Origin of the sequence: Marinomonas hwangdonensis (genome assembly GCF_003721245.1) — a bacterium.
In the GTDB taxonomy this organism is placed as follows: domain Bacteria; phylum Pseudomonadota; class Gammaproteobacteria; order Pseudomonadales; family Marinomonadaceae; genus Marinomonas; species Marinomonas hwangdonensis.
In genome coordinates this window covers 39192-65278 of sequence record NZ_RIZG01000001.1, presented here as the reverse complement: position 1 = coordinate 65278, position 26087 = coordinate 39192, and the positions used below count along the sequence as shown (strand labels likewise).

General features: G+C 44.3%; 24 protein-coding genes. 11 read left to right on the top strand and 13 right to left on the bottom strand.

Annotated elements, in window-relative coordinates:
* The first annotated feature begins 27 nt into the window (after positions 1–27).
* Genes ubiE through tatC form a run of 6 tightly spaced genes read left to right on the top strand, consistent with a single transcriptional unit; the run spans position 28 to position 4220 of the window.
* A complete protein-coding gene (gene ubiE / locus EBI00_RS00315; protein WP_123093945.1) occupies positions 28–783 on the top strand; it encodes a bifunctional demethylmenaquinone methyltransferase/2-methoxy-6-polyprenyl-1,4-benzoquinol methylase UbiE in 756 nt (251 codons plus the stop codon).
* 2 nt (positions 784–785) lie between these two features.
* The gene (gene ubiB / locus EBI00_RS00310; protein WP_123093944.1) at positions 786–2429 is read left to right on the top strand and encodes a ubiquinone biosynthesis regulatory protein kinase UbiB; all 1644 of its coding nucleotides are present in this window, start codon (positions 786–788) and stop codon (positions 2427–2429) included.
* Positions 2430–2445: 16 nt separating this feature from the next.
* Positions 2446–2778, top strand: a complete 333-nt coding sequence (locus EBI00_RS00305) for a phosphoribosyl-ATP diphosphatase (protein WP_123093943.1) — start codon at positions 2446–2448, stop codon at positions 2776–2778.
* A 14-nt stretch (positions 2779–2792) separates the two neighbouring features.
* Positions 2793–3014, top strand: coding sequence for a Sec-independent protein translocase subunit TatA (tatA, locus tag EBI00_RS00300; protein ID WP_123093942.1), 222 nt, complete (start codon positions 2793–2795; stop codon positions 3012–3014).
* Positions 3015–3017: 3 nt separating this feature from the next.
* A complete protein-coding gene (gene tatB, locus EBI00_RS00295) occupies positions 3018–3428 on the top strand; it encodes a Sec-independent protein translocase protein TatB (RefSeq protein ID WP_123093941.1) in 411 nt (136 codons plus the stop codon).
* Between the two features lie 6 nt (positions 3429–3434).
* Positions 3435–4220: a twin-arginine translocase subunit TatC gene (tatC, locus tag EBI00_RS00290; RefSeq protein WP_123093940.1), complete on the top strand. Its 786-nt coding sequence runs from the start codon at positions 3435–3437 to the stop codon at positions 4218–4220.
* A gap of 49 nt (positions 4221–4269) precedes the next feature.
* Here the strand turns inward: tatC and EBI00_RS00285 are convergent, their stop codons facing one another.
* The 5 genes from EBI00_RS00285 to EBI00_RS00265 all read right to left on the bottom strand — a co-directional run bounded on the left by EBI00_RS00285 (position 4270) and on the right by EBI00_RS00265 (position 10686).
* Positions 4270–5805 (bottom strand): S24 family peptidase, encoded by a 1536-nt coding sequence (locus tag EBI00_RS00285; protein ID WP_206612531.1) that lies wholly within the window; start codon positions 5803–5805, stop codon positions 4270–4272.
* 9 nt (positions 5806–5814) lie between these two features.
* Complete coding sequence (locus EBI00_RS00280) at positions 5815–6414, bottom strand: class I SAM-dependent methyltransferase (protein ID WP_123093938.1); 600 nt, start codon at positions 6412–6414, stop codon at positions 5815–5817.
* A 46-nt stretch (positions 6415–6460) separates the two neighbouring features.
* A complete protein-coding gene (dtd, locus tag EBI00_RS00275) occupies positions 6461–6895 on the bottom strand; it encodes a D-aminoacyl-tRNA deacylase (RefSeq protein ID WP_123093937.1) in 435 nt (144 codons plus the stop codon).
* Positions 6896–7051: 156 nt separating this feature from the next.
* Entirely contained in the window at positions 7052–8872 is a 1821-nt protein-coding gene (gene typA / locus EBI00_RS00270) for a translational GTPase TypA (RefSeq protein ID WP_123093936.1), read from the bottom strand.
* A 215-nt stretch (positions 8873–9087) separates the two neighbouring features.
* Positions 9088–10686, bottom strand: coding sequence for a methyl-accepting chemotaxis protein (locus EBI00_RS00265; RefSeq protein ID WP_158600722.1), 1599 nt, complete (start codon positions 10684–10686; stop codon positions 9088–9090).
* 516 nt (positions 10687–11202) lie between these two features.
* Between EBI00_RS00265 and glnA the strand changes: the two genes are divergently transcribed.
* The 5 genes from glnA to tsaC all read left to right on the top strand — a co-directional run bounded on the left by glnA (position 11203) and on the right by tsaC (position 16791).
* On the top strand, positions 11203–12609 hold the full coding sequence (glnA, locus tag EBI00_RS00255) for a glutamate--ammonia ligase (protein WP_123093933.1): 1407 nt from the start codon (positions 11203–11205) through the stop codon (positions 12607–12609).
* A gap of 413 nt (positions 12610–13022) precedes the next feature.
* Positions 13023–14108: a nitrogen regulation protein NR(II) gene (gene glnL, locus EBI00_RS00250; RefSeq protein WP_123093932.1), complete on the top strand. Its 1086-nt coding sequence runs from the start codon at positions 13023–13025 to the stop codon at positions 14106–14108.
* Positions 14105–15538: a nitrogen regulation protein NR(I) gene (ntrC, locus tag EBI00_RS00245; RefSeq protein WP_123093931.1), complete on the top strand. Its 1434-nt coding sequence runs from the start codon at positions 14105–14107 to the stop codon at positions 15536–15538. Before glnL ends, ntrC begins: the two co-directional genes overlap by 4 nt.
* 195 nt (positions 15539–15733) lie before the next feature.
* Positions 15734–16114: a DUF3461 family protein gene (locus EBI00_RS00240; RefSeq protein WP_123093930.1), complete on the top strand. Its 381-nt coding sequence runs from the start codon at positions 15734–15736 to the stop codon at positions 16112–16114.
* A 119-nt stretch (positions 16115–16233) separates the two neighbouring features.
* Positions 16234–16791 carry an L-threonylcarbamoyladenylate synthase type 1 TsaC gene (gene tsaC / locus EBI00_RS00235; protein ID WP_123093929.1) on the top strand — a complete coding sequence of 186 codons (558 nt, stop codon included), beginning with the start codon at positions 16234–16236 and terminating at the stop codon, positions 16789–16791.
* A 164-nt stretch (positions 16792–16955) separates the two neighbouring features.
* Here tsaC and EBI00_RS00230 read toward each other — a convergent pair whose 3' ends face one another.
* The 8 genes from EBI00_RS00230 to EBI00_RS00195 form a co-directional block, all read right to left on the bottom strand.
* Complete coding sequence (locus tag EBI00_RS00230) at positions 16956–17669, bottom strand: ABC transporter ATP-binding protein (protein WP_123093928.1); 714 nt, start codon at positions 17667–17669, stop codon at positions 16956–16958.
* A complete protein-coding gene (locus EBI00_RS00225; RefSeq protein WP_123093927.1) occupies positions 17666–18547 on the bottom strand; it encodes an ATP-binding cassette domain-containing protein in 882 nt (293 codons plus the stop codon). The genes EBI00_RS00230 and EBI00_RS00225 overlap by 4 nt, the downstream gene beginning before the upstream one ends.
* On the bottom strand, positions 18544–19818 hold the full coding sequence (gene livM / locus EBI00_RS00220) for a high-affinity branched-chain amino acid ABC transporter permease LivM (RefSeq protein ID WP_123093926.1): 1275 nt from the start codon (positions 19816–19818) through the stop codon (positions 18544–18546). The genes EBI00_RS00225 and livM overlap by 4 nt, the downstream gene beginning before the upstream one ends.
* Positions 19819–20730, bottom strand: coding sequence for an ABC transporter permease subunit (locus tag EBI00_RS00215; protein WP_123093925.1), 912 nt, complete (start codon positions 20728–20730; stop codon positions 19819–19821). It lies immediately after the preceding gene.
* A 90-nt stretch (positions 20731–20820) separates the two neighbouring features.
* A complete protein-coding gene (locus EBI00_RS00210) occupies positions 20821–21933 on the bottom strand; it encodes a branched-chain amino acid ABC transporter substrate-binding protein (protein ID WP_123094428.1) in 1113 nt (370 codons plus the stop codon).
* A gap of 518 nt (positions 21934–22451) precedes the next feature.
* The gene (locus EBI00_RS00205) at positions 22452–23585 is read right to left on the bottom strand and encodes a divergent polysaccharide deacetylase family protein (protein ID WP_241556906.1); all 1134 of its coding nucleotides are present in this window, start codon (positions 23583–23585) and stop codon (positions 22452–22454) included.
* Positions 23586–23616: 31 nt separating this feature from the next.
* Complete coding sequence (locus tag EBI00_RS00200; protein WP_123093924.1) at positions 23617–24894, bottom strand: S41 family peptidase; 1278 nt, start codon at positions 24892–24894, stop codon at positions 23617–23619.
* A 48-nt stretch (positions 24895–24942) separates the two neighbouring features.
* Positions 24943–26082 (bottom strand): murein hydrolase activator EnvC family protein, encoded by a 1140-nt coding sequence (locus tag EBI00_RS00195; RefSeq protein WP_123093923.1) that lies wholly within the window; start codon positions 26080–26082, stop codon positions 24943–24945.
* Positions 26083–26087 lie beyond the last annotated feature (5 nt).

Below are 26087 nucleotides of genomic sequence, written 5' to 3'. Positions count from 1 at the left end.
ATAACGCCGCTTAGGATAAAATAGTTTATGCAAGACGATCAGAAAAAAACCACCGATTTTGGCTTCAAAGAAATCCCTACAGAGGAAAAAGTCAAAGCTGTCGCGAACGTTTTTCACTCCGTCGCGGCAAAGTACGACATTATGAATGACCTAATGTCCGGTGGCATTCATCGCCTCTGGAAACGCCACACCATTAGCCAATCGGGTGTACGCGCGGGTCAATGCGTATTAGATATTGCAGGTGGTACAGGTGACCTGACGCTCAAGTTTTCTCGCCTAGTGGGTGCGCAAGGCCAAGTCATTTTGGCAGACATAAACGATTCCATGTTAAAAGTGGGCCGCGACAAATTAGCCAACATGGGTGTTGTTGGCAATGTTCAATTCGTCCAAGCTAATGCAGAAGAACTGCCTTTTCCCGACGACACCTTTGACTGCATCACTATTGCCTTTGGCTTGCGTAACGTCACCGACAAATCCAAAGCCTTGGCATCTATGTATCGCGTGTTGAAACCTGGAGGCCGCTTACTTGTTTTGGAATTCTCCAAACCCGAATCTGAAACGCTGTCACAAGTGTACGATCAGTACTCCTTCCGCTTACTGCCAATGATGGGCAAACTCATTGCCAACGATGCGGACAGTTATCGCTACCTCGCGGAATCCATTCGAATGCACCCTGATCAAGAAACACTCAAAACCATGATGAATGAAGTGGGCTTTGAACGCACCAGCTACCAAAACTTAACCGGTGGCATAGTCGCTCTGCACAAAGGATTTAAATTTTAATCATGTTCACCAGCGCTTTTCGTTTAATCCGTATCCTTTATACCGTTGTTCGCTTTCGTCTTGACGCCTTTATCCCTCTCAAGGCTCTACCTTGGTACTTGCGTTACAGTCTTGGTTTATTTTGCCTAGTAGGCCGTAAAAGAGTGCAAAAAAATAAAGGCGAACGACTACGACTGGCGCTGGAATCTCTTGGGCCTATTTTTGTTAAGTTTGGACAAATACTGTCAACTCGTCGTGATCTATTAGACGATGATATCGCTGACGAGCTAGCCAGACTTCAAGACAGAGTTCCGGCTTTTCCGGGGCACATTGCCCAAGCCATTATAGAGCGCGACCTTAAGGCCCCTGTCAGCGAATTGTTTGCCGAATTTTCATCTAGCCCATTAGCCTCCGCGTCTATTGCTCAGGTGCATACAGCCACCCTACATTCTGGTGAAGCGGTTGTCGTCAAAGTCATCCGCCCTGGCATTGAAAAAACCATCGGCAAAGACATCAGCCTGCTTTATACCTTAGCGCATCTTGTTGCTAAATTAAGCGCTGATGGCCGACGCCTTCGCCCTGTCGAGGTCGTTACTGATTACGAATACACCATATTAGACGAGCTAGATCTAGCCAAAGAAGCAGGCAACACAGGCTTGCTTCAGCGCAATTTCATCAACTCAAATCTACTTTACGTACCGCAAATTTACTGGGACTACAGCCATCGTAACGTCATGGTGGTGGAACGTATTTCTGGCATTCCTGTAGCGGATATCGCCGCCCTCAATAAAGCCAATGTGGATATGAAATGCTTAGCGGAGCGAGGCGTAGAAATCTTCTTCACGCAAGTATTCTCACACAGTTTCTTTCACGCAGACATGCACCCAGGAAATATCTTCGTAGATGTATCTAACCCGGCAAAACCCAAATATATTGCTATCGACTGCGCTATCATGGGCAGTCTAGACGAAGCCGATAAAAGCTATCTTGCACGCAATCTACTGGCGTTTTTCCAACGGGATTATCGTATGGTGGCTGAACTGCATGTCGAAAGCGGCTGGGTACCTAAAGGCACCCCGGTTCACGCCTTTGAATCAGCCATTCGCAGCGTCTGTGAACCCATGTTTGCCAAACCACTCAAAGACATTTCGTTTGGACAGGTACTCATCGGCTTATTCCAAACCGCACGTCGTTTTAACATGGAAGTACAACCGCAGCTTGTTTTGCTAGAAAAAACCTTACTCAATATTGAAGGACTGGGTCGTCAGCTTTACCCTGACCTTGATCTTTGGGTCACTGCCAAGCCATTCCTAGAGCGCTGGATGCAGGAGCAAGTTGGCCCCAAGCGGGTGATTGAAGAAGTTCGCAAACAGGCTCCTCAATGGGCTGGACAGCTGCCTCAGATCCCTAATTTGGTTTTTAATGCCCTATCGCAAATATCCCACCAGAATGAGCGCATAGAAGCCCAAACCAAGTCCATCCAACAACTCGGCAAAGAACTGCGAAAAGGTCGTAAAAACTTACCCTTTAGGTTTATGGGTGTGTTGAGCTTAGGGGCTGCTTGGATTATTACTGATCCTATGTTACTCGATAATATAAAAGCCACAGACATAACCAGTTTAAGTTTATTTGCTGTGGGTATTTACTTACTCGTCTTAAAACCGTAACAATTAAGAGACTATAATGAAAACTGATGTTTTAGCCGAATTGGCCGCGACCTTAGAACAACGTAAAGTCGCTGGGGTAGATACCTCGTACGTCGCTAGCCTGCATGCAAAAGGATTAAATAAGATCCTAGAAAAAGTGGGCGAAGAAAGCGTAGAAACCATACTAGCCGCGAAAGACGCTGCTGTATCAGGAGATAAGACCGACCTCATTTATGAGACGGCGGATCTCTGGTTCCACACATTGGTTATGTTATCTCATTTAAACCTTGGCCCAGAAGCCGTTCTAGACGAGTTAGCACGCCGTTTTAATTTATCAGGCTTAGAAGAAAAAGCCAGTCGTAGCGAATAAAGTAGGAGTACATTATGTTCGGTGGAATTAGTATTTGGCAACTTGTCATCGTATTGGCCATCATCATTCTTATTTTCGGCACAAAAAAACTGAAAGGTTTAGGCTCCGACCTAGGCAGTGCAGTAAAAGGCTTTAAAGAAGCCGTTGATAAAGATGAAAAAAACGAAGAAGAAAAAACCGCGCAGCAGCATAAAGTCATAGACGCTGATGTTAAAAAAGACGACAAGAGCGCCTAATCTGTGTTTGATATCGGTTTTTCTGAACTCCTCATTGTTTTTGTGGTGGGCCTATTAGTTCTAGGCCCCGAACGCCTGCCCCATGCGGCCAAGATGGCGGGGTTGTGGATACGTAAAATAAAACGCAGCATTAATACCGTACAAAGGGAAATCAACGCTCAACTAGATCAAGAAGAGTTGCAGCAAAAAATCAGCGAAACGAACCAACGTTTGCTGAAAGAAGAACGCACCATACAAAACACGATTCTACCTATTGCAGAAAAAGCACCAGAAGAAGCGCCAATAGAGACGAACACGCGTATAGACACACCAACAAACAGCACCAATAACGATCAACACACTATAGATACTTCAGCTACAACCGATACTTCAGCCACAAAAGATAAAGCAAACAAACACAACGCGGACATGTGACGTCATATGAGTACAAACACTTCAAATCAAGCCCCGCTGGTCAGTCATCTCATTGAACTAAGAAACCGCTTACTCAAATCAGTACTGGCTATTTTGATCCTGTTTGTTGGACTCTATGCCTTCGCAAACGATTTGTACTTAATTGTTTCTGAGCCATTACGCTTATTGCTGCCCGCGGGCAGCTCTTTAATCGCCACCGAAGTGGCATCGCCCTTTCTGGCCCCACTTAAGCTGACATTCTTTGTGGCGTTTTTACTGTCTGTTCCTTACACCCTGTTTCAAGCATGGTCATTTATCGCACCCGCGCTATACAAAAAAGAAAAGAAAATCGCCATCCCGCTGCTGATTTCCAGCATCTTTCTTTTCTATGCCGGCGTGCTATTCGCTTACTACATAGTGCTGCCCTTAATCTTTGGTTTCTTCACGACCGTTGGGCCTGGGGAAGTCACCGTTATGACAGACATAAATAATTACCTCAACTTTGTTTTAAAACTCTTTTTTGCTTTTGGCGTTACTTTTGAAATCCCAGTCGCCACTTACCTATTGATTAAAGCCGGCGTGACAACCGTGTCTAGCCTATCAAAAAAGCGCCCTTACATTTTTCTCGGATGCTTCGTCATCGGTATGTTAATCACCCCTCCAGACATATTTTCTCAAACCCTACTGGCCATCCCTATGTGGATGCTGTTTGAACTAGGCCTTATCGCAGGTCGAACAGTCAAAGTGGTTGTCGATGGCAGTGAGGAGAACGAAGAAACAGAAGAGAACGACGCAACCACTAAAACGTCTTAGGTTGGCCAATTTATAAGACAGACGAAAACAGCAGCATTATTAAAGTCTTTTATTTATCAATACGTCGAACGAGTCGAGCGAATGTTCGCATAGACTCGTCTGATTCCAAAGCACTATACTCTGAGTTATACGCAATAAGCAGATACCTGCCCTCCGCGATTTTTTCCACATTACGTAACAAATACTGGCTTTCATCGCCATATCCATCGCACTCTATAGCAACAGTCGCACCTTGTAGTGATCCAGCTTTATCAGCAGCAATCCATTCAAACAACAATAAATCCCCATCATAAATGGCATTTTTACCACCATTCATAGAATTACCTGACGCCCTTGCCAAAAAGTGATTGCTAGGGCTGAAACGGCCTACGTTATCTTGGACACCAATATACTCAACATCGCTGTCGTCACCTGTTTTAAAGTGCCCACATGCCATCTTTAAGTTGGGGAAATAAGGTAATTGAGTACTAAAGTCTGCAATAGAAATATCGACCTTTTGATGATGTGAATTGTCTTGAGCCCTCACTTCTAATGACGCCATCTGGTTTAACAAGGAAAGTTTACTGACTGACCTAGCCTCTTCAAACCTGTCTTTGCTTAGCCATAGCTTGGCACCATTCACACACGCAACTTGATAGGCCCAATCACTGACAGCCTGAGACTTATCGGCATCACAGTAAAAATATGGACTAAGCGCTTCAGACAGGCTACGCTCATGAATCACGAGATTTTGTTCTTGCCAACGCTCCCTATGTAATTGTGCCGCTAGAAAGTCGCGCTTGCTGTTATTGCAGACAGAATGAGCAGCCACAAAATTATGACCTAAATCGTGAGAATAACGAGCAAATGGAATAAAATGATCGACTTCTATTTCACCTTTCATTGGTTTTTGACAATAAAAACATCGGTTAGACTGCAGCTCCACAAGCACAGGTTTTGCCTTGATAAGCACACTACGATCGACACCAAACAAGAAATCCTGTAATTGACTCTGCGGCCCAATTAACACTTGATTATGCTTAATGCTTTGTATTTTTTGGATCCAAGCGTTTTTCGCCAAATACACGACCAAATCGTAAAAACGTCTAAAGCAACTGGCAATACCCGCATTTAAGACAATAGATTTTGTGCTTTTTGTATGGGGATATAAAAAACATTCTTCCTGCTTTGCCAATATCTGTAACCGCCAAAGCGGACCATTTTTTAATGTGGTCATAGCGGCATTAAATGTAGGCAGATAAAAAGCACTTTGTTTAAGCTGCCGAAAATTACGAATATTATTTTGCTGACACTCAAATAAAACACGAATTACCTTTGACTGATTACCTGTGTTTTGTTTTAACAAGGCATTCTCACCTGTTTGCTCAGAAGAAAATGGCGTTGCATGATACCAATATAAATCAATCATTTTGTCTGCCAATGTAGGCAATTCTATAATCAGTTTATCTTCATCCGATTTCAACGGCTGCTCAATGCACACATCAGCTATAGCATGCAGCAGAGCAAATTTGTATGTAGCGCTAAAATCACCTTCTACTAACATACGCTGTATGTAGGAGATAAAATCCAGTTGCCGCTGCATCATTCCATCCATCTAATTTTCTGTCTCTTTTCTTATTAGCGCATTAAGCCAAATTTCCGTTTTGCGATCTGGTCGCTGGTCAACGCTTTGCCATTGTTTAACGATTTTTAGCTCTACGAGCCTAGCAATTAAATTTTCTAACATAGCTTCATTAAGATCTGTAAATATTCTACCGTTTTGCTCTCGCTCTAAATCGCCATATTTAAACGAAACATATAAAACGCCTTTGTTTGTCATGGCATTTTGTAGATTCAAGAACGCAAGAGGCAAATCTATCTTGGGGACGTGTAACAAACTGGCACAACACCAAATACCGTCGTATTGATTTTGTGAGTTCATGGTTTGAAATGTGCTTACTTCTACAACTTGATTTAAATTTCGAGAAGCAATCGAGGCTAATTTCTCGCTCGCATCAAAAGCACTAACACGAAAGCCTTGTTGTTTAAAATATATGGCATCGCGTGCTGATCCGCAGCCCGCATCAAGAATATGGCCATAAGGCTCTATCAGTGGAAGAAACTCACCATACAGCGATGACATATCAATATTTAATGTTGAATCATTAAAATCTTGAGCATGCTGATTGTAGTAATTGAGCGTTTTATTTGACACAAGCTAAGCCCTCCTTGGTCATGTTAGTACGATTTAGCCTATAAAATTACTCAAGCATGAAGGTCACTGGACCGTCGTTGGTGAAGGACACCTTCATGTCGGCGGCAAAGCGTCCGGTTTCAACCTGATCATACTGGGCGCGTACTTTGCTTACAAAATCATTAAACAGTCTTTCCGCCTCTTCTGGTATGGCAGCGGTTGAAAATCCAGGCCGAAGTCCTTTTTTTGTGTCTGCAGCCAAGGTGAATTGAGACACCAATAGCACACCGCCATTTACTTGCTGCACGTTAAGGTTCATCTTACCGTCTTTGTCGCCAAACATGCGATATTTCAACAACTTGTCTGCCAATCTTTGCATATCGGCTTCTGTATCGCCTTTTTCTATACCAACTAATACCAGCTGTCCGTGTGATATAGCGCCGACGGTTTCGTTATCGACTACGACACTGGCGTTTAATGCCCTTTGTACTAGCAGTTTCATGTTTACTCCTTTTCGTTGAGTGCGTCTGCCTCGCCTCACTTTATCAAATGCTAGAAAAAACAAAAGCGCCCGAAGGCGCTTCTGTCGCTCACAAGCTCATTTGCATGAACTCATTTGCTGCTGCTCTTTAAGCCATGTTTACCACATGGCTTGTATTTACTTACGACCAGCGCGTTTACGCTCGTTTTCAGTCAATAGTTTTTTACGAATACGGATGCTTTCTGGTGTCACTTCTACCAACTCATCGTCTTCGATAAATTCAAGCGCTTGCTCAAGAGTATGACGAATCGGTGGCGTCAAGGTCAGAGCTTCATCTGTACCAGAAGCACGCATGTTGGTTAACTGCTTACCTTTCACTGGGTTAACAGATAAGTCGTTATCACGTGAGTGAATACCGATAACTTGACCTTCGTATACTTCAACCGCATGACCTAAGAATAAGCGACCACGGCTTTGTAGGTTAAACAAAGCGAATGCCGCTGTTTTACCCGTTACCATACTGATCAGTACGCCATTCTGACGACCACCTACATCACCATCTTTTACCGGACCGTAGTGGTCAAACACGCTGGTCATGATACCAGAACCAGAAGTCAAGGTTAGGAATAAGCCACGGAAGCCGATCAATCCACGAGAAGGTGACATGAACTCAAGACGAACGCGACCTTTGCCATCGGGTTCCATGTTAGTCAACTCGGCTTTACGCAAGCCAAGCTCTTCCATGATAGAACCTTGATGCTGCTCTTCTACGTCGATAACCACTTGCTCAAACGGTTCGTGGATCTTTCCATCAACTTCTTTCTTGACTACCTCAGGACGAGAAACGCCCATTTCGAAGCCTTCACGACGCATGTTTTCAATCAATACAGACAAGTGAAGCTCACCACGACCAGAAACAATGAACTTATCTGGTGCATCACCCTGACGTACTCGAAGCGCTACGTTGTGGATAAGCTCTTGATCAAGACGGTCTTTGATATTACGAGAGGTAACAAATTTACCTTCTTTACCGGCAAACGGAGAATCGTTCACCATAAAAGTCATGCTGACTGTCGGCTCATCAACCGTCAACGCTGGTAAAGCTTCAACACATTCTGGATTACATAGCGTGTCAGAAATACTTAGACCATCGATACCATTAATACAAACGATATCACCCGCACCTGCTTTGTCTGTGTCAACGCGTGCTAGACCATGGTAGCCCTTCACGTTTAGTACTTTACCTTTACGTTCTTTACCGTCAGCAGACTTAATGACTACCTGTTGGTTTGGCGACAAGCTACCACGAGTAATACGGCCGATACCGATAACACCCACATAAGCATCATAGTCCAACGCAGACACCTGCATTTGGAACATACCTTCTGGATCTACGTCTGGCACAGGTACGCTGTCTACGATCATTTGGTAAAGCGGTGTCATGTCTTCTGCCATGGCTTCTGGATCATCACCAGAGATACCGTTAATGGCGGAAGCATAGATAACAGGGAAATCTAACTGATCTTCAGTCGCACCAAGGCTGTCGAACAAGTCAAAAACTTGGTCCATTACCCAATCAGGACGAGCACCCGGACGGTCAATCTTATTGATAACCACGATTGGACGAAGGCCACGCTCAAACGCTTTAGACGTTACAAAACGTGTTTGTGGCATAGGGCCATCAACGGCATCAACCAAAAGCAATACAGAGTCAACCATAGACAAAACGCGCTCAACTTCACCACCGAAGTCAGCGTGTCCAGGAGTGTCTACGATATTAATACGGTAATCGTTCCACATTATCGAGGTGTTTTTTGCCAAAATGGTAATGCCACGCTCTTTTTCTTGATCGTTGGAGTCCATGATTCGTTCTGAACCAAGGTCTTTACGATCTAGCGTACCAGATTGCCTTAGAAGTTGATCAACCAAGGTTGTTTTACCATGGTCAACGTGGGCGATAATAGCTACGTTACGTAACTTATTGATATCATTAGACATTTATAATTCTCTGTATTAGCGTAAGCAAAAAGACAAACCGCCGCTTGATATGGGCGGGTAAGCTCTTCAAGCGTCTCGGATCTTGGTGCGGGGTAAAATTCGCGCAATTGTACCCTGATATTGATGAATATCCCATTAAACTCAAGAAAAAAGTTCTAAAAACTCAGACAAAGCTCTTGGCTGCATTTAAGAAAACGTTTAAATGAAAACGATGTTCATCCTTGCTGCTCTCGTGATGTCAATGTTTGATCCCAAAACTGGGATGCCAGTCGCTCCATTTGATCAACAATCTCATGCACTTCGGCGCACGCAACAACATCTTGTTCACCATGACGAGTCAGCTCAGCCACCACAATAGATGCATTCAATATACGTTGATTTATATCGTTCGCACAGGCGCTCTGTTGCTCCATGGCCACCGCGGTATTTTGTGACTGCTGATGGATAAGTTGCATGCTATCTTTGGCAAGGCCAGCCGCTTTTTCGGCTTCGGTGGTTTGAGTTTGGCTTTGTTGCGCCACTTTAGAGGCTTCTTCCATCTGTTGTAGCGCTTTCATCGACCCTTTTTGCACACGCTCGATGGCCTGTACTATGTCTTCTGTTGAATGGTAAGTACGACTTGCTAAACCTCGCACCTCATCGGCTACAACAGCAAAACCTCGACCTTGATCTCCTGCTCGTGCCGCTTCAATGGCTGCGTTGAGGGCAAGTAGATTCGTTTGTTCCGCAACATCGCGGATGACTTCTACCACCGAGGTAATGGCATCGCTGTCTTCTTTTAGACGAGAAAGTCCTTCACGAGCCGCTTCAACTTGTGCGCTGACTTTTTCCATAGCCTCCCGTGTTTGCTTCATCCCTTGCAAACTGGTCAGCATATTATCGCTGGCCTGCTGTGAATCACGAACACTTTGTTGCGTCGATGCAGCGACCTCTTCGATCACTCCAGCCATTTCTTCGGTCGCTTGTTTAATGCTAACAAAGTCCGTCGATAAATTATCCAGCGCTTCCTGCTTAACCTCGGCACTTTGGCACACTTGTGACTGTCGCTCCCAGACACGCTTTGAAAAATCATTAATGCGTCCTAATATAGCCGACGTCTCTCCTTTCAAACGAGACATCGCCAGTGAAATCTGACCCGCTTCATCAGTACGCCCTGTGTACACATACATAGCAAGCGGGGAACTTGAGATAGCGCGTGTCGCTTCAATAGCTTTCATTAATGGCCGTAAAAGAGCAGCCACTCCCATTAAACAGACCATATAGGCGGTTATTTCTAGCGCTATTTGAATGGCCCCTGACTCGAACAAACGAGCAGACATAAAAACAGCGAACAACAAGGTTATCCAAGCCATCATTTTTTGAGTTATCGTGAACTTAGGTGTTTTAAGCTGCCGCTTCGCTTTTTCTGGCGAGTCTTTTAAATTTTGATAGAAGGCGTCTGCTCGCTTTTTGATAACGTCGTCTGAACAGCGACGAACGGATTGATATTCAACAACCTGGCCCTTTTTCACAATAGGGCTTACATAAGCGTCAACCCAATAGTAATCGCCATTCTTACAGCGATTTTTCACTATTCCCATCCAAGATTTTTCTTGCTTCAAATGATGCCAGAGATCTTCAAAAGCATGCTTTGGCATCTCGTCGTGACGAATCACCTTGTGATACTTATCCAGCAATTCTTCTTTTTGATACCCGCTAATCGCTTCGAACTCAGGGTTTACGTATTTGATTGCACTATTAAGATCAGTGATCGACAGTACATTAGAATCTTGATTGAGAAGGCGCTCTGCCCCAGAAGACTGATAGTGCGACATACAAATTCCTTTTAAGCAGGTAAATCCAAAAAGCATGGATCAATAAAGTACACAGGTTAAAAACAGAGAGCAGATTGAAAAATGTTTTGGTTAAGCGAGCAGAGGAAGATAATAAGTTGAATCAAAGGGATAATATTTGACCTAAGTCAAAAACCTCGCCATGAAGGTGATAATGATGGGGGACATTTCGTTTACTTTTGTATTTTTTCCACAAATGGTTTCTTTTGACCACCTACCGAAATGCACATCTTTGAACGCAAGAAGCATTGACCGCACAAAAAAAGTGCAAAAAAACAGAATGACGCACTATTTTAGCGCTTTTTTCTCATATTTATGGGCGATTATGGCACATAGGAAAAACAACCTTGCTGCACTTTTTTCTATGTTATTGTTATTTATAGATTTATTTTGACGCACACATATCTGGCACAGGTTATGCAAATACTTGGGCAATACGCTTTGTATTGAAGCACTAATAAACATTAATTTCGTACTAACGACCAATGGAGAATAACTATGTCAAAAAATACTCTTGCCTTGATTGCGGAACATGATGCGAAGTGGGTTGACCTTCGTTTTACGGATTTCAAAGGCAAAGAACAACACGTCTCTATTCCTGCGAAAACTGTGGACGAAGAGTTTTTCGAGAATGGTCAAATGTTTGACGGTTCGTCAATTTCTGGCTGGAAAGGCATTAATGAATCCGACATGATCATGATGCCACAAGATGACACAGCTATTATCGACCCTTTCACGGAAGAGCCAACAGTTATTGTTCGTTGTAACGTTATCGAGCCTTCTACTATGCAAGGTTACGACCGTGACCCACGCTCTGTAGCATTACGCGCAGAAGAATTCCTAAAATCAACCGGTCTTGGTGACACAGCCTTCTTTGGTCCTGAGCCAGAATTCTTCATCTTTGATGACGTTCGTTGGAAAACAGACATGTCTGGTTGTTCTGTAGAGATCAACTCTGAAGAAGCTGCTTGGTCTTCTAACAAGAAGTTCGAAGGCGGCAACATGGGTCACCGTCCTTTCGTAAAAGGCGGCTACTTCCCAGTACCACCAGTCGATTCTCACCATGACCTACGTGCAGCTATGTGTGGCGCGATGGAAACAATGGGCTTGGTTATCGAAGTTCACCACCACGAAGTAGCGACTTCTGGTCAAAACGAAATCGGCGTGAAATTCAACACACTGGTTAAGAAAGCGGACGAAGTTCAAATTCTTAAGTACTGCGTACACAACGTAGCACATGCTTACGGTAAAACAGCGACTTTCATGCCTAAGCCAATCGTTGGTGACAACGGTTCTGGTATGCACGTTCACCAGTCTTTCTGGAAAAACGGTGAAAACCAATTCGCTGGTGATCAGTATGCTGGTCTATCTGAAATGGCGCTTTACTACATCGGTGGTATCATTAAGCACGCTAAAGCATTGAACGCGTTCACTAACGCTTCAACTAACTCTTACAAGCGTCTTGTGCCACATTTCGAAGCACCTGTTATGTTGGCTTACTCTGCACGTAACCGTTCTGCTTCTATCCGTATCCCATACGTTGCCAGCCCTAAAGGCAAGCGTATTGAAGCGCGTTTCCCTGATCCAACCGCGAACCCATACTTGGCATTCTCTGCCATGTTGATGGCAGGCATTGATGGTATCAAAAACAAGATTCACCCTGGCGATGCGGCAGATAAAGACTTGTATGATCTTCCAGCTGAAGAAGCATTGGCGATCCCAACTGTGGCTGCTAGCCTTGAAGAAGCGCTTAAGTGCCTAGATGAAGACCGCGCTTTCTTGACTCAAGGTGGCGTATTCTCTGACGACATGATCGATGCTTACATCGAATTGAAAACAGCTGAAGCACGTCGTGTCTCTATGACAACTCACCCACTTGAGTTTGAATTGTACTACAGCCTATAAGCACCGTTGTCTGTCAGTCGAATAGATCTGCCAGTCAAATAGACCAGCGTAAGATAAAAGCCTCGGCGTAGATCGGGGCTTTTTTTTCTCTTCGTTTTAATAGGTGTGCTGAAAGATGGAGAGTCATTTCACGTTTTGTGAGCTTTGACAAAAAATTAGCACCGAAGATTGGCATTAAACCTTAGCACTAAACATGCGCACTAAATTAGTGCATACACTATAATCACCTATTTCTCTTTACTGTAAACAGCCTCTTTTCATCATCAATACACGGGCTTTTTATCGTAAAACGGGGCCATAAAGACTGAAACAGCCGCTTTAAAAGGCGTGTATGGTTGGTTCGTTTTTTGCAGAATTAAGAAGTAATGCGGTACTTAAAACAATAACGTAGGCGACATCTAAGAGGCGCAACTGTGTATAACTCACTAATCGATCATCTATCTACCGCGGTTATTCTGCTCAACGAAGACCTGAAGATAGAGTACTTAAATCCCGCTGCTGAAATGCTTTTGGCTGTGAGTCGTCGTCGTATTTATGGTCACAGTTTAGAGTCAGCCTTCCGTGAAGATAAAGACAGCACGCAAGCTTTAGAAAGTGCGGTTGAGTCAGGCCACCCCTTCACCAAACGGGAAGCCGAAATTGAATGTAATAACAATCGTAAACTGTTTTGCGATTACACAGTAACCCCGATTATGGGCACGTCTAGTTTTATAGAAAGTTTGATTATCGAGCTCTACCCACGTGACAGAATGAAGCGTATTTCTCAAGAAGATGAAATCATTGCCAATCATGAAACCAGCAAAGAATTGGTGAGAGGGCTGGCCCACGAGATCAAAAACCCGCTTGGTGGCATTCGTGGCGCAGCGCAGCTTATCAGCCGTGCCTTTACCGATGAGGCACTAAATGACTACACACAAGTAATCATCGAGGAGTCTGATAGGCTCAGGGACTTGGTTGACCGTCTGTTAGGTCCGCGTAAACTTCCACAAAATAAACCACTGAACATACACAAGGTCATTGAACGCGTCCGCCAATTAATTAGCGTAGAAGCGGATAACCAAGTGGAATTAGTACGCGACTACGATCCTAGCATCCCAGAATTGATCGGTGATGAATCACAGCTCATTCAAGCATTGCTGAATATCACTAAGAACGCGATGCAAGCATTGATGGAAGACCAAAACACAGAACACAAAACCATACACATGGTGACACGTGCCCTACGTCAATTCACGATTGGCTCCAAACGGCATCGCTTGGTATGCAAAATCAGCATCATCGACAATGGCCCTGGCATTCCTGAGGCCATAATGAAAACCCTATTTTATCCTATGGTCAGCGGGCGAGCGGACGGTACAGGCTTAGGCCTCTCCATTGCTCAGTCGGTTATTCATCAGCACCATGGGATTATTGAATGCAACAGTTACCCTCACAACACAGAATTTAATATTTTAATTCCCATTGAGACATCAGCTCACGATCAGGAGAAGCAAGCATGACAAAAGAAGAAACGGTATGGATTGTCGATGATGATCGCTCTATTCGCTGGGTGCTTGAAAAAACCTTAGAACAAGAAGGCATTCAGTGTCGCTTATTCGATTCTGCTGAAAACCTCGTTAGCATGTTAGACAAAGAACAGCCTAGCGCGATTATCAGTGACATTCGTATGCCAGGCATGGACGGTTTAAAGCTGCTCGAAAAACTTCAAAAAGAACACCCCTACCTGCCGGTCATTATTATGACGGCGCATTCTGATTTAGAAAGCGCCGTGGCGTCTTATCAAGGTGGGGCTTTTGAATACCTGCCAAAACCTTTTGACGTAGAAGAAGCCGTGAGTTTGGTCAAACGCGCCATGCTGCACCATAAAAACGCGAGACCCAGTACCGATGACATGACGGTGGAAATCGAACCCGAGGTAGATAAAGAAATCATTGGCGAAGCGCCTGCAATGCAGGAGGTTTTCCGCGCCATTGGTCGACTTGCCAACTCAAACATTACTGTGTTGATTAATGGTGAATCGGGAACGGGTAAAGAACTAGTAGCACAGGCATTGCACACCCACAGCCCACGGGCAACAAAACCTTTTATTGCCTTGAATATGGCGGCTATTCCGCGAGATCTGATTGAGTCTGAGTTATTTGGTCATGAGAAAGGTGCATTTACTGGTGCCAATACATTGCGTCGAGGACGGTTTGAACAAGCCAATGGCGGGACACTCTTTTTGGATGAAATTGGCGATATGCCAGCCGAAACACAAACCCGCCTATTGCGTGTACTGGCAGATGGTGAGTTCTATCGAGTTGGCGGTCACACCCCCGTAAACGTCAATGTGCGTATTATCGCCGCGACCCACCAAGACCTAGAAAGCTTGGTAAAAAAAGGGTCTTTCCGCGAAGATTTATTTCATCGCCTCAATGTGATCCGCGTCCATTTACCCAAATTGGCTGAACGCCGCGAAGACATTCCCAAACTTGCTCGCCATTTTTTGAACCGCGCAGCAGAAGAACTGTCGGTAGAGCCAAAGCAATTAACAAGAGAAACCGAAAACTATCTAACGCAATTAGACTGGCCTGGTAACGTAAGACAACTAGAAAATACCTGCCGTTGGTTAATTGTCATGGCATCAGGTCGTGAAGTCTTGGTGGAAGATCTCCCCCCTGAATTGTTGGCAACCATGCCCCATGAAAAACCCACCTCATCATGGGAAGAATCTCTCAAGCACTGGGTTGACAATATGCTAGCAACGGGCCAAAAAGGCATTTTAGATCAAGCCGTACCAAAGTTTGAGCGCATTATGATAGAGACAGCGCTCGCCCACACGGGTGGCCGTCGACGAGATGCTTCTCTTTTATTGGGATGGGGCAGAAACACGCTAACCCGCAAGATCAAAGAATTAAACATTGATCATGTTGAACAAGACGAAGATTAGAAACTTCTAATGCGAATCTAAAAAGCGCAGTGATTTCGTTTTATCAAATGACTGCGCTTTTTTATGGTTTTCATAATTTCTTAGAGTTTGCCTGCGTTAGCTCATATTTCTGTCAGCTTGGGCTTGCTTTTCCCATTACAATCCCATACTAATTAAGTACTCTTAAACGACAACGTATGAATGGGAAAAATGGTTATGTATCCAACACTTCAGTCTATGGGTATCACGAGCATTAATGATATCGAAAAGTTCACCTTACGCTACGAAGGCGGTCACGATGTACTAAAAATTTATTATCGTCGTGAGAAAGGGTCTTTGTTACCAAAGAGTAAAAAGTTTAAATTTGGCCGTTCCACCAAAACGGTTTTGGCAGACGGTGGACAGCAAACCTATCGCCAAGTGCAAGAACCCTCTTTGACTGTACTTCGTGCTATGGAAGAACTTGAACAATTGGTTGGCAAACAGCACGAAACTCAAGTATCAAAAGACGATTTAATTAAAGAACTAGAGCACCTAGAGAAAGTGGTTAGCAGCAAAATAAGCGAGCTTAAAGAAAAAATCGACGCAATGAAGTAATACTGACGTCATAACGTCTCCCTCTTCCCCCTTGTGGGAGATGTTAGCTAGCTCGATGTTCACAATACGCCAACACATTTCCACCTTCATTTTTTAATTTCTTTTTTGAGCTTATTGTTATGCGCTTAATCACTTCTGTAACTGAACTTGCCGACATCTTACACCAAGGTGGCGTTGTCGCTTACCCCACTGAGGCAGTATGGGGACTGGGTTGTGACCCTTTCAATGCCGCTGCTGTCAGACGGATTTTGACACTAAAATCACGACCCGAGTCAAAAGGCCTTATCTTAGTCGCTGGCGCACAGGAAGAGCTTCAGCCTTGGCTAGATATTTTGGCACCTGAGGTAGCAGAGCGCCTTATTAGCCGCAATGACACACCCACATCTTGGGTCGTGCCCGATACTCAAATCACCCCTAGTTGGGTAAAGGGCGACCACCAAAGCGTGGCTATCCGACTGTCCCAACATGAGCCAGTCAAACAGCTTTGTAACGCCTTCGGTGGGGTCATTGTGTCGACGTCTGCCAACCCTGCAGGACTTGATCCGGCATTGAGCGCCGACGCTGTAGCAGCCTACTTTGGTGATAACATTGATGCCATTTTTGATGCACCACTTGGAGAAGCCTCTAAACCTTCACAGGTACGCGACATTTTGACGGACAAACTGTTTAGAGATTAACTATTTGGGGATTAACGCTATTTAGTAACAACAAGCCGTTATGCTTAATAAATATGCTTTATTTACTAATATAAAAAAGCCGTCGATCGTTTTTGTATAAAAAATCGACGGCTGTCATTTTTATGCTCGGGGTTTAGCAGCGCATAACTTTGAGATAAAAGGGATTAATGTCCTCCCAAATAAGCCTCACGCACTTCAGGATTAACGAGTAATTCTTGACCAGTTCCACTCATACGAATCTCCCCGTTCACCATTACGTAACCACGATTGGCCAGTTTTAATGCGTGATTGGCATTTTGCTCCACCAAAAAGATCGTCATGCCTGTGCTAGCCACGTCTTTCAATATCTGAAAGATCTGCTTAACAATAATCGGTGCTAAACCCAAACTGGGCTCATCCAGCAATAGTAGCTTTGGCCGACTCATCAACGCACGAGCAATTGCCAACATTTGCTGTTCACCGCCAGACATGGTCGAAGCACGTTGATTGCGACGCTCTTTCAAACGAGGAAACAAGGTGAACATGTGCTGCATGTCTTCATCAGCATGATCCATCCCAATCGGAATAGTACCCATTAGTAAGTTTTCTTCTACCGACATTTTAGGGAAGATACGACGCCCTTCTGGAGATTGGGCTAACCCATTAGATGCTACGTAATGCGCCGATTTTTGTGAGATATCTTCACCACGATAAATGATTTCGCCAGAAGAAATCCGTGGCTGACCAAAGATCGACATCAGTAGTGTTGATTTCCCTGCGCCGTTAGCACCGATCAAAGTGACGATCTCTCCTTCATTAATCGTTAAAGACACTTTTTTTAATGCCTGTATGGGGCCGTAGTGAACATCAACGTCTTTGAACTCCATGAAAGCGCTCATAGTGTTACCTCTTCGTCTTCTTCCGCACCAAGATAAGCAGCCACCACTTTCGGGTCATTTTTTATTGCGTCTGGGCCACCCTTGGCAATCACTACACCATGGTCAAGCACCACAATATAGTCTGAAATATCCATCACCATACCCATATCATGCTCTATTAAAAGTACAGTGGCGTTGTGCTCATCACGCAAGACACGAATCATCTTAGTGAGCGCTTCGGTCTCAGATGGGTTTAAGCCTGCAGCAGGCTCATCCAAACAGACAATCTCAGGATTTGTGCACATGGCTCTTGCGATTTCTAGACGGCGCTGCTGCCCATAAGAAAGCTCACCCGCTAAACGGTTGGCTGAGTCCACAAGATCTACTACACCTAACCAATAAAAAGCACGCTCAAGGGCATCACTCTCAGATTGTCGATAAGCTTTCGTATTTAAAATACCAGCGATAAGACTGCGATTCACGCGAGTATGTTGCGCAACCAATAGATTTTCGACAACGGACATTTCTTTAAATAATCGGATGTTTTGAAACGTTCTGGACAACCCAGCACGATTCACTAAATGCGAGCCACCAAACATTTTGTATTTAAGCCGCCCAAAAAATGCCACAGGCGAAATAAAGTCTGTCCACTTAAAGGGCTCACCCAACACTTTAATAATGCTGGTCTCTTTACCACAAGCAGACAACATAATTGAACCGCCGGTGGCTTTGTAGAACCCTGTCAAACAGTTAAATACTGTGGTTTTACCCGCTCCATTTGGACCAATGAGCGCGGATACCGAACCGCGCTTAATATCAAAAGTCACGTCATTTAACGCTTTAATACCGCCAAAATGCATGGCCAAGTTTTCTACCGTTAAAATGTTTTCTTGGCTCATTTGCTTGCCCCTTTTCTTGATGCAAAGCCTGTTCGCGTGACACGAACTATGCCTCTAGGTTTCCACACCATCATCACTACCATCAAAATACCAAACATTAATACTCGGTACTCAGCAAACTCTCTTAAGATCTCTGGCAGTACAGTCAAACAGAACGCTGCGATAACCACACCCAGCGTTGATCCCATACCCCCCAATACCACAATCGCGAGAATCAGCGCAGACTCAAAAAACGTAAATGAAGATGGGTTAACAAAACCTTGATACGTCGCAAAAAACACACCAGCTAAACCACCAGTAGACGCACCAATAGTGAAGGCAGATAGTTTCACTAGAACATGATTTAAACCTAACGAACGACAGGCGATTTCATCTTCGCGTAGCGCTTCCCATGCTCGACCAATCGGCATTTTCACCAAACGATGTTTAATGAACAGTACCGCTAACACGACCAAAAATAAGATCAAGTAGATGAACATGTACTTATAACCAGAGTCGTAAGGTAGATTAAAGAACTCATGGAAAGTTTGTCCATCACTGGATCGGCGCTTAAATTCTAGACCAAAGAAGGTTGGCAGCGGAGCTGATACACCGTTTGGACCATGGGTGAATGAAGACCAGTTAATCAGTACTAAACGAATAATTTCGCCAAAACCCAGTGTCACGATTGCAAGGTAGTCGCCATGCATGCGTAATACGGGGAAACCGAGAATGGCACCTGCCACGGCAGCCATAATCGCAGCAATTGGCAGCATTGACCAAAAGCCTAAACCAAGGTTTTCATAACCCAAAGCAAGGCCATAGGCACCAATGGCATAAAACCCAACAAAGCCTAAATCCAGCAGACCCGCTAATCCCACAACAATATTAAGCCCAAGACCCAGCAAGACATAGATCAAACCTAATATTACTACTGTTAGAACGTATTTAGACGCAATAAAGGGCACGAGAAGACCAATGACAATGACCAGTGGAATAACCCACACCATTTTGGACTTATGGCCAGGCGGTAAAACTATGGCACCATCGTCACTGCGAGCAAAACGATGCACAAGAGCAATGCCTTTTTCTGTCTGCAAAAAACAAGACAGCATAAATCGACCAAAAGCCACGATCGCAACGATCCAAGCGACACGGTCAAATTCTGTTTTAAAACCATAACCGTCCAGTAAAACCCCAACGATAGGGCCAAATAAAATAAGCGCTAAAAGACCCGCTATGAGCGCATCAACACTGCTTTTCTTTAAATCTATTCCAATTGCCTGGCTCATTTATACTTTCTCCACTTCAGGTTTGCCAAGAAGACCACTTGGGCGAAAAACTAAAATGAGAACTAATAAAGAAAAAGAGAACACATCTTTATAGTCAGAACTGATTAAGCCCGCAAATAAGGCTTCGGATAACCCAAGGATTAAACCACCGAGCATAGCGCCAGGTAAGGATCCAATACCGCCTAATACCGCTGCAGTAAAAGCTTTAATGCCGATAATAAAACCAACATAAAAATCAAATGCACCGTAATCAAGGGTGACTAACACACCTGCTAGAGCCGCCATCATGGCACCAATAACAAATACGGTAGAAATAACTTTGTCGGTATCAATCCCTAAAATAGAGGCCATTTTTCTGTCTTGTTGTGTCGCTCGACACATACGGCCTAACTTTGTTTTTTGAATAACATACGTCAGCACGCCCATACCCAAAAGAGAAATAAACAGTATCAGCAATTTCATGTAAGTAATTTGAACAAATCCATCACCCACTTCTATACGCATAGCACCAGTTAATAATGTAGGTACGCCCTGCTGATTCGCACCCTGACTAAGTTGAACGTAGTTTTGAAGAATAAGCGACATACCAATCGCTGAAATAAGCACGGCTAAGCGGCTGGAGTTTCGCAATGGACGATACGCGATACGCTCTATCACCCAACCATAAGCTCCCGTAACAGCAACGGTTAAAAATAATGTACCAATAAGAATAATCGGGAAAGACTCAATACCGAAAAAGGTTAATAGCGCTATAGCAATGGCGGTGATGTAAGCAGACACCATGTAAACGTCGCCGTGAGCGAAGTTAATCATGCCAATAATGCCGTAAACCATGGTATAGCCAATTGCGATCAGCCCATAAACAGAGCCAAGGGTTAGACCGTTTACCAACTGCTGGAGAACGATATCCATCGTAAGACCTCGTGGGATTTTTAGACAATGAAGACACAGTCACCGGCGCAGGAATCGCCAGTGACTGTGGATAACAAACTAAGTTAGATATTAGTTTATTTGTTGGTATTTACCTTGAGCATCCCATTCATACATAACGTAATCAGAGACTTTTAAATCGCCTTTTTCATCAAAATCTTTTACGCCCATTACTGTGCTCACAGAGTTGGTTTTTAACCACTCAGCGGCTTTCATTGGGTCTAAATTATTATTAGAAAGGGCAGCTGCAACAACCTGCATAGCTGTATAGGAGTAAAGAGTGTAGCCTTCTGGCTCATAACCGTTAGCACGGAACTCTTGAATTACTTTCGCACCAGAAGGGTAAGATGTTGGTGGCGCACCAAAGGTCATAAGCACACCATCAACGTATTCAGGTGCACCAGCAACCGATACGAACTCATCGGACACAATACCGTCACCAGACATGAAAATGGCTTTCGAACCTTGTTCACGAAGCTGACGAACTAATGGGCCAGCTTCTGAATGTAATCCACCAAAGTAAACGACTTCCGCATCAACCGAACGAATTTTTGTGATCACAGCGTTGAAGTCTTTTTCGCCACGAGTCAAACCTTCGTACATGACCTCTTGGACGCCGTAAGCGTTCAACGTAGACTTCATCGCATCCGCCAGACCCTTACCATAAGTATCTTTATCATGGATAACGGCAACGCGGGTCGCACCTAGCTCTCCAACAATGTAACTTGCCGCCACATCGCCTTGTTGGTCATCACGACCACAAACACGAAAGACATTTGGCAATCCATTGTCAGTCAACAGTGGTGCTGTTGAAGCAGGTGTTACCATTAACACACCAGCTTCTTCATATATGCGAGATGCGGGTAAGGAAGAAGAAGAGCAGAAGTGCCCTACAACTGCAACAGCATCGTCAGAGTCTACTAAACGGTTTGCCACAGAAACCGCTTGCTTTGGCTCACAAGCATCGTCTGCTTTTACCAGTTTAATCATTTCACCATTAATACCGCCTGCGGCATTAATATCCATAGCGGCTTTTTCAGCCCCTCTCCATAACTGTTCCCCAAACGCCGCGTAAGCGCCAGTATGAGGACCAGCTACACCAATAACTACATCCGCTTGAGCGAATGTGGCTGCTCCAGCAATAGCCATAGCCAGTAACGTTTTTTTCACAACTGCATTCGACATATATAAGCCTCTACTCGTTTTGTTTTCGTTATTATTTAAAAGCAAGAAGCGTTCCAACATCTCGACCCTCCGAGAAAGCAAAGAATATGGAACTTTTAACCAAAACATTCAAAAAATGTGCACCACAATGAAACTACACAATAATCCTAGAGTAAAGAATGGTCAATACAAGTGCACAAAAATAATACAAATAATGCAAAAAGCCATATTAAGCACCAGATAAATAGAGCTTTAAAGAATATATCTCTACCTTTAATGATTTTTATGGTTTTTTAGGCTTTGTAAAAAAGAATTTGCACGCCCTAAATAAGGGCGAGAAAAAAGGAATTGCACTAGAAAGGGTTGTTTTTATGATTGCGCTATGATCACGCCATAAAGTGTTTATAATTTAACTTGGATTAAACAAAAAATATTGAAAAAAAATCCGGATTTTTATCATGAAAGTCCGGATTTTAACAAAATCTCAACATTGATAGGGTGCGTAACCATTCATCTTAGTTAATTTATCATTCGACACACTATTCTTTATTCGGTAGCAATAAATCGGAAAGAGGCACCAGTCTAATACCTTCGACCTCTAAGCGGCCAAGGCGTTTTTTTAGGTATCGGGTTGTTTCGGGGTAAGGATGCCCTATTGCCAGTGCACTGCCATGTTGTCTAGCTAATTTTAGCAACCGCGAAAATTGACGGTCTATGGCTTGCTCTGTACGAATGTTGTCTAAAAACACATCTCTGCTGACTGTGTCTAGGCCAAACGCTTGAGCCGTTTGCTTTGCCACACTGTGAGGACTGGTCAAGCTATCGATAAAAAACAATGATCGACTTTGCAGTATTTCCATCACCCATTTCATTGAGGTGGCGTTCTCCGTCAGCAAACTGCCCATATGATTATTTGCTCCTTGCACGCCTGGCAAACTGTCTAAGCTCTCCTCTAATGTCTTTTTTAACTCTTCTTCAGACATCTCTGCATATAAACCACCATGACCCAAGGTTAGCTTTCGCTGATTTTCCATTGGAGCATGCAGTAACGTTATACGGTTTTGCTCTTGTGAGGCTAGAGCGGTCTTCAAACCATAAGGTGTCCCCGGTAAAATAGCTAATGCCACTTCCGAAGGAAGAATGAGTGACGCTTCCATGCCCTGACGGCTGTAACCTAAGTCATCAATCAAAATAGCAATGCGTGGCATTTCCGGGAGAGCGTCCACCGCTAACATTTTTGCGGGCCAGGTATCTCTTGATGGTATTTGGTTTATTATCTGAGTGTGTTTAGCCGGTTTAGAGTCATCAGGTACCTGGCGTTTTGCTGACATAGGCACGTCTGAAGAGAGGCTCTGCGATGGCGTCGTCCTGTCTTGTAATGGTGCATAAAAGAAGGTCCTATTAGCCGAGTCTCCCACGTTGGGGCCGATCTGATCTTGTAAATGGATTGGTGCTTGCTCCAGAAGTGGCGCAATAACAGGGTGCCAAGGAGGCGTTTTGCCTGTGATTAGGTTAGGAGCGATAATCGGACCAAGCTGTTCGACCCAGGGCGATTCTGTCTCTTCAACCTCTGCGGCAATCGTCACGTTCACCCCATACAATAGGAACACTGTCGCAACCACGGCATTGATCCCACGGGCACTTAACAAACGCCACACATTTTTAACTAACACAAAGACCCATACCTTATTCACAACTTTTTCATCACGGCTGCTTTACTAGTTTAGGAAGCGTTTTCAGAATGGTTAATGCTTGGAACAGCTGAAAATCTTGCTTTGCTAGCTCATTAATATCCGCCTGAACATCCATGCTAGTCCGCTCAATACCACCAGAACCATTGCCAAGGTGCCCTTTTAATTCGGCTTCTTTGACAAAAAAAGCCCCTTTTTCAAACGTTAACTTTGCCTGTGGCACAATTAAGTCTGGAGTGATGCCTTGAGCCTGAATTGAACGCCCTTTCGGGGTGTAATACAGCGCAGTGGTCAATTTTACCGCATCTCCATTTGATAAAGGCACCACAGTTTGTACCGATCCCTTACCAAACGTTTCGATGCCTAAAATCACCGCTCGTTGGTGATCTTGCAGCGCGCCTGCCACGATTTCAGAAGCGGATGCTGACCCTTCGTTCACTAGAACAACTACCGGAAGATGACCTAGCCGAGTATTTTTCTTGGTTGCTTTAAACTCACTCTTCGACATTTCATGACGGCCATCGGTATAAACAATCATGCCTTGATCAATAAAAGCATCAGCTACGCCAACGGCACTTTGCAACACACCTCCGGGGTTGTTTCTTAAATCCAACACGACACCTCGTATGTCACTTTCGGCTTTAAGCGTATCGATCACTGTATAAAATTCAAGGTCACTGCCACTCTGAAACTGACTGATGCGAATATAGGCGATACCAGAATCCAGCCATTTCTGAGTCACACTGGCTTCTTCTACCAGCTGACGGGTCAGCTCGTAGTGTTGGATTTCCCCATCTCTCTCTATATCCAGTTCTACTGTCGAGCCAATTTCCCCTCGCATCAAGGTGACAATATCTTGCATACCAAGCCCCATGATTACGGTGTTGTCTATTTTAATGATGACATCGCCAGGCAAAATACCCGCTTCAGCGGCCACAGAGCCATCAATGGGCGTTACTACGATAAGACGTTTGTCTTTCATCTCAACTTCCACGCCAATTCCCGCATAGCTTCCCGATGTTAGCTCATTAAAGTCTGCCAGCTCTTGCTTGGTAAAATATTCTGAATGCGGATCAAGACCTGACGCCATGCCTTTTAATGCATTACGCAAAATATCTTCATCCGACATGGATTCAACATAACCCTCGCGAATGGTCTCGAAGGTTTCCACAAAGGATTGAATTTCCACATATGGCAGTTTAGATGAAGAAGGCGTTTCTGCCGCCAAAGCTGGCTGTGCTAGCAGAGCCACTAACAAAACCACGAAAGATTTTTGCAAAAAATGAGGCATGGAGCTTCCTGTTACGGTTGTGTTTCTCTCGCTCTTAAAAAGCGACTATTATCCTGCGTTTACCCAAGCAAGAGGTTTAAGTGGCGTACCGTTATGTCGAATAGCAAAAAACAATGCGGCGTCAGGCCGTCCACCTGAACTGCCCGCCATCGCAATTCGTTCATTTGGGGACACCCATTCCCCGACTTCTTTCAATAGGCTTTGATTGTAACCGTATAATGACATATAGCCGTCACCATGGTCTAAAATAAGTAGAAAACCAAACCCCCGCATCCAATCAGAAAACACCACGCGCCCCGAAAAAATAGCGCGAACGGCTTCGCCTTCCTTGGCTCGTAATGTGACGCCACCAAGATTAATGCTGCCAGCCGTTGGCAAAGCATCAATCACATTCAACGGGCGTACTAATTGACCGCGCTGAGAAGAAAAAGGCACATCTTGATCGGGTATTTGTATGTCGGCGAGAGCTTCTTCTAGACGCTGCAGCATGTCTTGTAAATTTTGTTGATCTTGGCGTAGCTGAGTGGAACGCTTGTTACCCTGAGCCAGCTCTTTATCTAGTTTAGATAATAGGCTACGACGCTCTGTTTGTTGACTCAAGAGACGACTGCGTTCTTCTTTTAACTGGTTTTCTTCTTTGGCTTGTTGAGCACGATGACTGCGAATACTTTTTTCGACCATATCTAAATCGTTCACTTCATTCGCAAAGCCGTTGATTAACGACTGCCTCGCAATCGAAAAATAACGATTGTATTGCACCAAACGCTGCGCTTCTTCCGCGCTATTGCCATTGAGTAAAAGTTTGACACTTTCTTCCTGACCGGAACGATAAACCGCCCTTAATTGGGCGGCTATTTGTTTGTTTTGTTGTTGAATGCTCAACTGCAGAGATCTCTGCTGGACTCTTAACTCTCCCAGCTGCTGGTCACCTTTGGCCAAACTTTCTTGAATGTTCTGAATTTTTTTTAGCAACTCTTGAATGTCTTTCTCTTTCACTTCGAGTTGTTTTTCTACATCAGAACGCTCTGACTTAAGATCTTTTAACCAGCCATTTAGCTTTTGCAGATCTTTTTGTAAGGCTTGAATTTGTTGTCTTGCCTCTTCTGGCGTTTGCGGTTCGCCTGCTGCCCAGCTTAAGCTGGACAGCAGAAAAAAACACAAAAAAAGACTACGAAATAATACCGTCATCCCTG

What these genes read in the sequence shown, in the direction of transcription:
- EBI00_RS00240 (WP_123093930.1), top strand. Translation starts at nt 15,734, where the DNA reads ATGTATCCAACACTTCAGTCTATGGGTATCACGAGCATTAATGATATC.
- EBI00_RS00285 (WP_206612531.1), bottom strand. Translation starts at nt 5,805, where the DNA reads ATGATGCAGCGGCAACTGGATTTTATCTCCTACATACAGCGTATGTTA.
- glnA (WP_123093933.1), top strand. Translation starts at nt 11,203, where the DNA reads ATGTCAAAAAATACTCTTGCCTTGATTGCGGAACATGATGCGAAGTGG.
- EBI00_RS00215 (WP_123093925.1), bottom strand. Translation starts at nt 20,730, where the DNA reads ATGGATATCGTTCTCCAGCAGTTGGTAAACGGTCTAACCCTTGGCTCT.
- ubiE (WP_123093945.1), top strand. Translation starts at nt 28, where the DNA reads ATGCAAGACGATCAGAAAAAAACCACCGATTTTGGCTTCAAAGAAATC.
- EBI00_RS00225 (WP_123093927.1), bottom strand. Translation starts at nt 18,547, where the DNA reads ATGAGCCAAGAAAACATTTTAACGGTAGAAAACTTGGCCATGCATTTT.
- EBI00_RS00195 (WP_123093923.1), bottom strand. Translation starts at nt 26,082, where the DNA reads ATGACGGTATTATTTCGTAGTCTTTTTTTGTGTTTTTTTCTGCTGTCC.
- EBI00_RS00305 (WP_123093943.1), top strand. Translation starts at nt 2,446, where the DNA reads ATGAAAACTGATGTTTTAGCCGAATTGGCCGCGACCTTAGAACAACGT.
- tatC (WP_123093940.1), top strand. Translation starts at nt 3,435, where the DNA reads ATGAGTACAAACACTTCAAATCAAGCCCCGCTGGTCAGTCATCTCATT.
- EBI00_RS00200 (WP_123093924.1), bottom strand. Translation starts at nt 24,894, where the DNA reads ATGCCTCATTTTTTGCAAAAATCTTTCGTGGTTTTGTTAGTGGCTCTG.
- livM (WP_123093926.1), bottom strand. Translation starts at nt 19,818, where the DNA reads ATGAGCCAGGCAATTGGAATAGATTTAAAGAAAAGCAGTGTTGATGCG.
- tatA (WP_123093942.1), top strand. Translation starts at nt 2,793, where the DNA reads ATGTTCGGTGGAATTAGTATTTGGCAACTTGTCATCGTATTGGCCATC.
- ubiB (WP_123093944.1), top strand. Translation starts at nt 786, where the DNA reads ATGTTCACCAGCGCTTTTCGTTTAATCCGTATCCTTTATACCGTTGTT.
- ntrC (WP_123093931.1), top strand. Translation starts at nt 14,105, where the DNA reads ATGACAAAAGAAGAAACGGTATGGATTGTCGATGATGATCGCTCTATT.
- EBI00_RS00230 (WP_123093928.1), bottom strand. Translation starts at nt 17,669, where the DNA reads ATGAGCGCTTTCATGGAGTTCAAAGACGTTGATGTTCACTACGGCCCC.
- EBI00_RS00265 (WP_158600722.1), bottom strand. Translation starts at nt 10,686, where the DNA reads ATGTCGCACTATCAGTCTTCTGGGGCAGAGCGCCTTCTCAATCAAGAT.
- EBI00_RS00210 (WP_123094428.1), bottom strand. Translation starts at nt 21,933, where the DNA reads ATGTCGAATGCAGTTGTGAAAAAAACGTTACTGGCTATGGCTATTGCT.
- typA (WP_123093936.1), bottom strand. Translation starts at nt 8,872, where the DNA reads ATGTCTAATGATATCAATAAGTTACGTAACGTAGCTATTATCGCCCAC.
- tsaC (WP_123093929.1), top strand. Translation starts at nt 16,234, where the DNA reads ATGCGCTTAATCACTTCTGTAACTGAACTTGCCGACATCTTACACCAA.
- dtd (WP_123093937.1), bottom strand. Translation starts at nt 6,895, where the DNA reads ATGAAACTGCTAGTACAAAGGGCATTAAACGCCAGTGTCGTAGTCGAT.